The organism is Thermogemmatispora sp., assembly GCF_019683755.1.
GTDB lineage: Bacteria > Chloroflexota > Ktedonobacteria > Ktedonobacterales > Ktedonobacteraceae > Thermogemmatispora.
This window is the reverse complement of sequence record NZ_JADGHT010000167.1, coordinates 1-9,809: the sequence shown is the minus strand read 5'-3', so window position 1 is coordinate 9,809 and position 9,809 is coordinate 1. Positions and strand designations below refer to the sequence as shown.

Annotated in this window: 7 protein-coding genes; 4 read left to right on the top strand and 3 right to left on the bottom strand. The window is 60.5% G+C overall.

The features are described 5' to 3' along the window. A partial coding sequence (locus IRZ24_RS11880) for a VOC family protein (protein WP_297164390.1) occupies positions 1-432 on the top strand: 432 nt, incomplete at its 5' end. A gap of 231 nt (positions 433-663) precedes the next feature. Here the strand turns inward: IRZ24_RS11880 and IRZ24_RS11875 are convergent. Both IRZ24_RS11875 and aroE read right to left on the bottom strand, forming a co-directional pair. Beyond that, positions 664-1,653, bottom strand: coding sequence for a fumarylacetoacetate hydrolase family protein (locus tag IRZ24_RS11875; protein WP_297164387.1), 990 nt, complete (start codon positions 1,651-1,653; stop codon positions 664-666). A gap of 232 nt (positions 1,654-1,885) precedes the next feature. After that, on the bottom strand, positions 1,886-2,809 hold the full coding sequence (gene aroE / locus IRZ24_RS11870; protein WP_297164384.1) for a shikimate dehydrogenase: 924 nt from the start codon (positions 2,807-2,809) through the stop codon (positions 1,886-1,888). Between the two features lie 233 nt (positions 2,810-3,042). On the opposite strand from aroE, the gene IRZ24_RS11865 reads away from it, so the two are divergent. Further along, positions 3,043-3,864, top strand: coding sequence for a hypothetical protein (locus IRZ24_RS11865; RefSeq protein WP_297164381.1), 822 nt, complete (start codon positions 3,043-3,045; stop codon positions 3,862-3,864). Between the two features lie 52 nt (positions 3,865-3,916). Then, the gene (locus tag IRZ24_RS11860) at positions 3,917-4,744 is read left to right on the top strand and encodes an MBL fold metallo-hydrolase (RefSeq protein ID WP_297164378.1); all 828 of its coding nucleotides are present in this window, start codon (positions 3,917-3,919) and stop codon (positions 4,742-4,744) included. A gap of 94 nt (positions 4,745-4,838) precedes the next feature. Here the strand turns inward: IRZ24_RS11860 and IRZ24_RS11855 are convergent, their stop codons facing one another. Further along, complete coding sequence (locus IRZ24_RS11855) at positions 4,839-6,545, bottom strand: AarF/ABC1/UbiB kinase family protein (RefSeq protein ID WP_297164374.1); 1,707 nt, start codon at positions 6,543-6,545, stop codon at positions 4,839-4,841. A 442-nt stretch (positions 6,546-6,987) separates the two neighbouring features. Here IRZ24_RS11855 and IRZ24_RS11850 point away from each other — a divergent pair, with 442 nt between their 5' ends. Continuing rightward, the gene (locus IRZ24_RS11850; protein WP_297164371.1) at positions 6,988-9,693 is read left to right on the top strand and encodes a M1 family aminopeptidase; all 2,706 of its coding nucleotides are present in this window, start codon (positions 6,988-6,990) and stop codon (positions 9,691-9,693) included. The last annotated feature ends 116 nt before the right edge of the window (positions 9,694-9,809 follow it).

Below are 9,809 nucleotides of genomic sequence, written 5' to 3'. Positions count from 1 at the left end.
CCACAAATGGAGGCAATGGGTGAATTCTATAAGCAAGCCGAGGGCTTTGACATCTCTGACTGGCTGCTGCGTGAGTGGGCCTGGCTGCGTTGCAACACCGATCATCATACCCTGGTCTTGATCCAGGGGCATCCTGATGTCGATCATATCGGTTTCCGTATCGATAGTGGCCTGGACTTGCTGGCCTGGGGTGATTATCTCAGTCGGCAGGAAACGCCCATTCTCTGGGGACCTGGACGTCACGGGGCTGGCCATGATCTCTTTCTGCGTTTCGCCGACCCCGAAGGCTGTCACATCGAGTTGTCCGCCGAGTTGGAGCAGTACTACGATCAGGATGTGACAACGCCGCCGCGTCTATGGCATGCCCGTCCGCGAGCTCTGAATCTGTGGGGAGCGCTTCCTCCTTGGATCAAAGAAGAGGTCGCGGTCTGATCTCCCGATGTGGTCTCAAAAGTGCTGCGCCGGTCGCAACAGGGACCTTCAGGCGCAGTTGGTCGGCGGCGGTGGCCGCCCCTTCCGGCCGGCTCAGCGCGTTGGCTGGCCTGTCGACGATAGGGAACCAGCAGGGGTAGCAGGATAGATAGCCCTCTCCCTGGCCGGACGAGGTGACGGATTAGCAAAAATCCGTCGCCTCGTCATCTTTTGGCAGCTTGCCTGCCGTGTTTAGAGCTGCTGCGCGCTCGTGGCACGGGCAGAGGAGTGCGCCTCTTCTACGCCGACAACGCGATTCCTCATCACACCGATCTCGACAATCTCGGTCTCCATGATGTCGCCGGGACGCAGAAACTCAGGCGGCGTGCGAGCAAAGCCGACACCGCTCGGCGTGCCAGTCGCGATGATATCGCCTGGCTCCAGCGTCATGCCGTTCGAGAGGACGGCAATGATGCGGGGGATGGAGAAGATCATCTGATCTGTGCTGGCCTCTTGTTTGGTAACGCCGTTCACGCGCAGGCGTAAGGTGAGCCGATGGGGATCAGGGATCTCATCAGCGGTAACGATCCAGGGACCCATCGGACAGTAGCCATCGATGCTTTTGCCGCGAAAGTACTGCTGGTGCTGGGCCTGCAGGTCGCGAGCTGAGATGTCATTGAGCACGGTGTAGCCGAAGACGTAGCTAAGAGCCTCGTCCTCGCGAATATGTTTGCCGCCCTTGCCCAGGATGACCGCTAGCTCAACTTCCCAATCGATTTGGGTGGAGACGGCAGGATCGATGACTACCTCGCCAAAAGGTCCATTGACGGTGGTAGGGGCTTTGGTGAAAATAACAGGATACTGGGGCAGCTCGGCCTGGCGTCCGCGGGCCGCGGCGGATTCACGGGCGTGCTCGGCGTAGTTCAGTCCCAGGCACATGATGTTCTTGCGCGGACGAGGGATCGGGGCCGCAAGCTGTACAGCAGAGAGCGGCTGCACAAGGCCACTGCCCTGCAGCGCGGGAATTGCACTCAGACGCCCGTTGGCTTGCTGCGCCTGCTCCAGCAGGGCACGAAGACCGCGCTCAGCCTGCCCATATTGCTCGATGAGGGCTTGCATTTGGTCGGGGACAGTGAAGCCAAGGGCGCGCGCTCCCTGAGCAGCGTCGACAATCTCGTCGTTGAGCACCAGGCCCACACGCACGCGCGGGTTATCGGGCGTTGAAAAGCTTGCCAGTTTCAATGATGGTTCCTCCCTTGTTCTGGCTGGTGATCCCTCCTGCATAATAGTATGTCCCCACGGCGGGAAAAGGCAAGTTCCTGGGCCAATCCGCTGCCAGTACAGCCCCCGACTGATCTGGGGTGTGAGTAAGAGAGAAGGCGACGGGAAAGAGAAAAAGCAGGCCAGGACCATGATGCCGGCCCAAAGGGTCGAATCTCAAACTGAACGGTTGGCTGAACATGCCTGACCTGCTCTACTCGGCGGCAAGCGCGGCGCGCATCACTTCCAGCGGAGCAGGCTGACCCGTCCAGAGGGTGAAAGCCAATGCCCCTTGATGGAGCAGCATCGGCAGGCCGTTGGAGGCCCGCATGCCCAGTGTCCGCGCCTGACAGAGCAGCTTTGTCTCTGCTGGATTGTAGATCATATCGAAGACGAAGGTTTCGTTGCCGAAGCGGGCTAATACCTCACCAGGCAGCGGACTCAGGTCCTCATGCATGCCGACCGGCGTGGCGTTGATGATTAACGAGAGCGGGTGAGGGATCAGAAACTCAGGGTCGCTGAGGCTGAAAACCTGGGGGACACTTAGCTCCTGACGCTGGGCGGTGAGAAAGTCGCCAACCTCCGCCGCCAGATGCTGGGCGCGCTCCAGGTGGCGATTGACAATGATCAGGCGTTCAACGCCGGTACTGGCCAGGGCGAAGGCTGCAGCGCGTGCTGCTCCGCCTGCCCCCAGAATGATGGCTGTATAGCCCGTGAGAGAGATCGTCGTGCTCTCGTTCGGCCTGCCTATCCCCAGTTCGCGTAGAGCATGCAGCAGACCGGGCGCATCGGTGTTATAGCCATGCAGGTAGCCATCGCGCGGCACAATCGTATTGACCGCTCCGATGCGCGCCGCCAGCGGATCAACAATGTCGAGCAGAGGGAGCACCGCCTGCTTATGCGGAATAGTTACGTTGGCTCCCAGATAGAGCGGATCGAGCAGCAGGGCGACGCGCGAAGCTAGTTCATCGGCGGGTGTTTGCCACAGCTCATAGACCGCGTCGATCCCCAGAGCATCAAGGGCCGCTTGTTGCATGCGCGGTGAGAGCGAATGAGCCACAGGATCGCCAATCAGGCCCAGGCGCCGCCGTCCTTGCCGACCCTGCGACTGTATCATCACTGGTGCATCAGCATCCATAGCTACTTTTTCGGCTCGGCTTTGCTTTCGATCGAGAGCTGAGAGATCCTACTCTGCCGGGTGTATCCTGCTTATCTCTGTCACAAAGAGCATGAACACGTTCAGCGTACCACAGGCCGCGGCATCCGTAAAGGGGGCGCGCCACGCCTGCGGAGTGACAGCACATATGGTACTATAACAGTATCACGTCCAGGTTACAGAAACTTTCCTCAAAGGAGATGGAGAGAGAACCTATGGCAGTTGTGCCCCGCCCGGCCTCAGCGGTGATGCTGTTGAGAAACGGACGCGCTGGAAGCGGAATGGAGGTCTTTATGGTCCGGCGCGTCGTCCAAAGCGAGTTTATGCCCGATGTCTACGTCTTTCCTGGTGGCTCTATCAAAGCCGATGACCGGGCTGCCGAGGAGAGCGCTCAACTCTGCGCTCCTGTGCCTGCCCGCGAGCAAGTGGCTGATCCCGAGGGCCGGACGGCCCTGGGTACCGGTGCACGAGCCGCGGCCATTCGCGAGCTATTTGAGGAAGCGGGGATCTTGCTAGCCTATCGCAATGGCTCGCTGCTGGCCTTGACAGAGGATGAGGCCGGGAAGGCGCGCTTTGCCGACTATCGCCGCGCCTTTCATGAGCGGCGTGGCTCGCTAGTCGAGCTGGCCCGGCGTGAAGGGCTGCAGTTGGCAACCGATCAGCTCCACTACTTTGCTCACTGGGTGACCCCCGAGGGGATGCCACGCCGCTTCGATACTCATTTCTTTTTGGCTCTGGCTCCCTCCGCTCAGCAGGCCGCTTACGACCATCTGGAGACCAGTGATGGCCTCTGGATCAGACCCGCCGAGGCGCTGGCCCGCTACCAGCATGGGAGCTTTCCCCTGGTCTTTGCCACCCTGCGCCAGCTCGAAGAGCTGGCAGCCTTCGCGCGCGCCGAGGAGGCCCTGGCCTTTGCGGCCTCGCACTACGTGGCCCTCAAGCAGCCGCGCCTGGTTCAGGAAGGGGAGGGCTATCGTATCTATCTGCCCGGCGATGAACAGGGGTGGGAGGTACCGCCCCATATGACTCAGGGCTGAGTCGCGGTGCTGGGCTAGTCATTCGCTTGGCTGAAGAAGCAAGAGTACTGGTATGCAGCAGGAGCAGAAACGACAACAAAAGGAACAGCCTTATACAGTTGTCCTGGCCCCGAATCCCTCGGTGATGACAGGACCAGGAACCAATACCATCATCGTTGGCAGCGAGGCTACGGGAGCGCTCGTCATCGACCCCGCAGTTGAGGCAGAGGACTATCTAGAGCAGGTGATCACGGCGGGGAAAGCCCGTGGCGGTATCCGGCGCATCTTGATCACACATGGCCATCCTGACCACTGCGGTGGCGCGGCCGCCTTGCGGGAACGGCTGGGGGTACCGGTGCTGGCCTTTAGTCGCGCAGGGGTGACCCTGGCCGACGAAGAGCTGGAGGATGGGGCACGTCTGCCCGTCGGTGACGATAGCCTGCTCGCTATCCATACGCCAGGGCATCGCTTTGACCATCTCTGCTTTCTCTTAGAGCAGGCCGGTATTCTGTTCGCTGGTGATCTCCTCGCTGGCGTGGGCACAGTGGTGATTGCCCCACCGGAAGGCGATATGACGGCTTATCTAGCCTCGCTTCGGCGCCTGCAGCGCTTGGAGCTGCGCAGCATCGTGCCGGGCCACGGCCCCATTATCACCGACCCTGGCAGCAAGCTCGCTGAGTATATTGACCATCGTCTGCTCCGTGAGCAACAAGTGATCACCGCCCTTGCTCGCTTCCCGGAGGGAGCGACCGTTAGCGCCCTTGTGCCGCATGTCTATGCCGATGTCTCCTCTACGCTCCACGCCCTGGCGGCTCAATCGCTGACGGCCCACCTGCTCAAGCTCGAACAAGAAGGCCGCGTTCGTCGCCAGGACGGCGAGCGCTGGCAGCTCCTGAGCTAGAGATCTGGCGCAGGCACGTCCAGCGCTGCTGTCTGGGCCTGCTCTCTCCTTCCTACGGCTGGCAGGCTGTGAGCGTGTTTCCTGCGAAATGGCGCTAGCGACGCAGGAGCAGGCCCAGCACGGCCAGGGCAGCCAGACCAAGGCAGAACCAGCCAGCGGTGAACAGATGGGCGCTGGTGAGCAGATAGAGAGCGGCAGCCAGCGCAGCCAGACTCACAAGAGTCAGGGAGAAGCTGCCACCCCGCCCATCGTGACCAGCGGCGCTACGTCCAGCTCCCGAGCGGGAGCGCCGACCCCGGCCATTAGAGCCACGATCGGCCAAGCGGATCTCAATCTGACCACTCTCAAAACGAGCAATGATGCGCTCCAATGCACGAGGTAAGGTCAGCATTGCGCGGCCATTTTCGAGCATCTGGCGCAGGAGCTCCTGGAGATTCTCCCCCAGTCGATCGCTGCTCAGGCCGAGAAACTTGCGGGCATAAGGCGCGGCCACGTCGATGAGGTTGAACTCTGGCGCTAGACCAGTAGCCACACCCGCCAGGACGCTGATGGCGCGCCCCGTGAAAGCGAACTGGGCCGGAATCTGGAACGGCTGCCCATAGAGGAGCTGCTCAATCTCCTGAGCCACATCCGAGAGATCCAGCTCACGAGCCTCCCCCAGCGTCATGCCATAATACTGGTTGAGCATCAGCTCCAGGCCGCGCTCAATAGCGGGCAGGTTGGCCTGTTCTCCCAGGAAGCCCAGGCGACCCAGGGCATTGACCAGGGCTTGCGAATCGCGGGCCACAAAGGCCAGAAAGAGATCGCGCATAGCCTTTTTCATGCTCTTCGTGAGAGAGCCAACCATGCCGAAGTCGACAAAGGCGATCACCGGGTCCTCCGGGGGCGAACCTGCCTTGACAAAGATATTGCCAGGATGAGGATCGGCATGAAAGAAACCGGCCTCAAAGAACTGGAAGAAATAGGCCTCGACTGTACGCCGCGCAACCTCTAGTCGATGATAACCGGCGGCCTCCAGCGCGGCATAATCGTTAATCTTAATGCCATCGATCCATTCCAGCACAAGCACCCGCTTCGAGCTATATTCCTCATAGACGCGCGGGATATAGATCTGGGGTTGATCGCGGAACAACTCGCGGAAACGGCGCGCATTGGCGGCCTCGGTCAGATAGTCAATCTCCTCATAGACTGTCCGGCGAAACTCGCGATAGACGGCCATCAAATCGATGAACTCGCTCGTGTCGACAAAGCGCGAGATGACCCAGATGACAAAGCGAATCGTGCTCAGGTCGGTATTGACCAGCTCCTCTATATGCGGTCGCTGCACTTTGACCGCTACCGTCTCGCCGGTGCTGGCAAGGATCGCGCGATGCACCTGGCCAAGAGAAGCGGCGGCGGTCGCCTTGCGCTCCAGTAGGCTAAAGATCTGCTCCACCGGCTTGCCCAGCTCGCTTTCGATCACCGCCACTACATGGCTGAAGGGCGCCGGCGGGACCTCGTCCTGCAGGCTGCCCAGCACCTGTAGCGCCTGCTCCGGTAGCAGATCAGCGCGCGCACTCAGAAACTGGCCCAGCTTGATCATCAGGACGCCAAGTTTGATGGCGGTCTCGCGGAAGGCCGTCAGAACTTTGATCAAGACTTCAATGTCAGGCTGAACCTCGTAGTGACCACGTTCGTGGGCCCGAATCACCCGCCGACGCTCACGGTAAATCACCCAGATGGTCCATAGCAATAGGCGAGCAACGCGCAAGAAACGCGCGACCTGGGCTAGTCTATTGATCCGTGCAGGTTTGTAACGCATACTACTCGTGAAAACCTCTCTCCAGGTACCAATAACATAGATATTTACGCCCTGCCCAGGGAAGCAGTTGAAGCGAAGAGCCAGGCTGAGTTGCGGCGAGGAGGGAAAGTAGCCCTGCTGGACAGGCTGGCCCGGCTCGCGCTTTCCCGCCTGCGGCTGGCTCCAGGCGAGGACGAGCCTGTCTGACCAGGCGGGGGCCAGCACGTTTCCTCACTCGTCTCTCCTGGCCGGCCAACTGTCCAGTCCGGCTGCCAGTCACGGCGAGCAAGGAGAAGCTGCCCGACCAGCTTCTCCGCTCATCTGCTATGTTCGGCCTCTTCAATGGCAAAAATCACTTTGGATAGAGCAATACCTGAAAGCTCATCATTGACAACGGAAATAAGATGAGTGAGGATGCTTCCACTGCTCTGCGTGGGAAGAAAGACCAAAGAGGAGGTTCCCATTGAGAAGCTACTTTGACTCTACTTATACAGCAGAGGGTTGTGAAGGTTGGAGTCTACGAGAAGAGAGGGGAGGCGGTCTGCAGGCGCTGGTGGCGCCGCCACCCAAAGCACGCGCCTTTGAGCTGCCTGGCGATAGCGTCCATTATGCTCCTGATCGCCCTGCTGATATCACCCATGTCAAACTAGAGATCAGCCTTGACTTTGAGCGTGAGACAGTCCGAGGTACTGCCTGGACCTCCTTTACAGCCCTCTATGATGAAGTACGCACAGTTGCCTTTGATGCTGTCGACCTGCATATCGAGCAGGTCATGCTTGACGATGGAGCCAGCTTGAGCTACAGCCTGGAGCCAGAGCGTCTCATAGTCACCCTTGACCGACCCTACCGCTATGGCGAGGCCTTCACCATTGGCGTGCGTTACTGGGCGCAGCCGCGCATTGGCCTGAACTTCAACAAGCCTACGCCCGATGATCCGACGCGCCCTGTGCAGGCCTGGACCTTCAGCCAGACCTGGTACCATCGTCATTGGTTTCCCTGCCATTGGGCACCGAACGACCGCGCCACCAGCGAAATCATCGTGACCGTGCCGGCGCAATTTGTAACCCTCTCCAACGGTCAGCTCCTCAGCGTGCGCGACAACGGCGACGGCACCAAAACCCATCACTGGCGCCATGACGTGCCCCATCCTGCCTATCTGATCTCGCTGGTCGTCGGGGACTTCGCCATTATCGAAGATCATTACGGGGAGCTGCCCGTTACCTACTATGTACGACCGGAGCGCCGCGATGAGGCCCGCCTATTGATGGGCAAGACGCCGGCCATGATCGAGTTTTTCAGCCGCTATCTCGACTATCCCTATCCCTACAGCAAATACGCCCAGAGCGTCGTCGAAGTCTATCGAGGGGCAATGGAGCACACAACGGCCACGACTCACAGCTTCATGTTGCTCTTCGATCAGAAAGCTGCGCTTGATGTGGGCGAAGATGGCCCCGTAACCACGGTTGCCCATGAGCTGGCCCATCAATGGTTCGGTGATCTGCTCACCTGTCGCGACTGGTCAGAGGGCTGGCTCAACGAGGGCTTTGCCACCTACTTGGAGCATCTCTGGATCGAACACGACCGCGGCAGCGATGTCTTCAAGTTCATGATGCGAGAGGAGGCCCGGCTCTACTTTGAGGAAGATAAGCACTATCGCCGTCCGGTGGTCTATCGTGGCTACTATCGCGACGGCTTCGAGCTGTTTGATCGCCATCTCTACAGCAAAGGGGCCTGGGTGCTGCATATGCTCCGCCACCAGCTAGGCGAAGCGGCCTTTCGACGGGGGCTACACGCCTATTTAGAGCGCCACCGGGGCCGTGAGGTCATCACTGCCGACCTGGAGCGCACCTTAGAGGAGGTCACCGGACGCAGCCTGGCCCGCTTCTTCCAGCAATGGCTTTACCAGGCCGGCTATCCGGCTTTCTCTGTCAGCTATGCCTGGGATAGCCAGCGCCATCTAGCCAGACTCACAATCAAGCAGACCCAGACCATCGATGATCTGACCCCCTGCTTTGTCACGCCCATTGACTTGAGCTTCAGCGTGCCCGTGGCCGACGGTAGCAGCGAGACACGCGTGGTCAATCTGCAGGTGGTCGTAGGCGAGAACGGGGAGACTACCCAGACCTTCTTTGTTCCCCTGGAGCGCGAACCTGTGATGGTGCGCTTTGATCCCGACGGCTGGCTGCTGAAGACGCTGGAATTCGAGCGACCTGCCACTATGCTGCGCTATCAGCTCGCACACGATCCCGATGTGCTGGGACGGATCGAAGCAGCAGAGGCCCTGGCGAGGCATGGAGATGAGGCCAGCCGCCAGGCGCTTGCGGAGGCGCTCTTTGCTGATCCCTTCTGGGGAGTACGCTGCGCCGCAGCTAAGGCGCTGGGAGACTTGGGCACAGAGGACGCGCAAGAGATACTGCTGCGCGCCTTGCATCAACTGGAGGCGCGTGAGTGGTCGCGTGTGCGGGCCACCGTGGCGCGCGCCTTGGGGCGCTATCAGGTGCCTCAGCAGAGTGCCCTGGCACAGCGCTCGGCTGAGGCACTGATTCCTCTGGTCAACGATGGCGATGTAAGCTATGCTGTCGAACATGCGGCAGCGGAAGCGCTTGGCAGAACACGCGTGGCCGGCGTGCTCGAAGTGCTACAGCGAGCCATTGCGCGCCCATCATGGCAGGCCTGCGTCCAGCAGGGGATCTTTCGAGGTCTGGCCTGCTGTGGCGACGAACGAGCGATCCCGCTGATCCTGGACTATCTTGATGCCAGTCATCAGCCGCCGCTGTGGCGACTGGCGGCAACGTCTGGCCTGCAAGAGCTAGCCCGTGAGCGTCATCTCTATCGGGAAACAAGCTGGCAGCAAGCTGTGACCCGCCTCTGCGAGGCAGTTGAGCATGATCCCTGGGAGGCCGTGCGTCAGGGGGCTGCCCTGGCCCTCCAGCTCTTCGGCGAGCGACGCGCCATTCCTGCTCTGGAGCGAGCCGCTGCGCGCGAGCTGGAGACACGCGCCTTGCGCAGCATGCGTGTGGCCCTTCATGTTCTGCGCAGTGCAGGGCAGGCCGATGAACAGCTCGCTCAGTTGCGCCAGGATGTGGAGACACTGCGCGAGGAGAATCGTCGCCTCAAAGAGCACCTGGCTGCGCTGGAGACACATCTCGCCCGCGAGCAGGCACGTTGAGATCTCCCCTCCAACAAAGATGAGCCGTCCCAACATGGGAGCGCGCTCGCTCTCGAGCCGTTGGGCGGCTCTTTCGTCCCTCTCTCCCTATCCAAAAATGCTACGCCTGCCTCGTT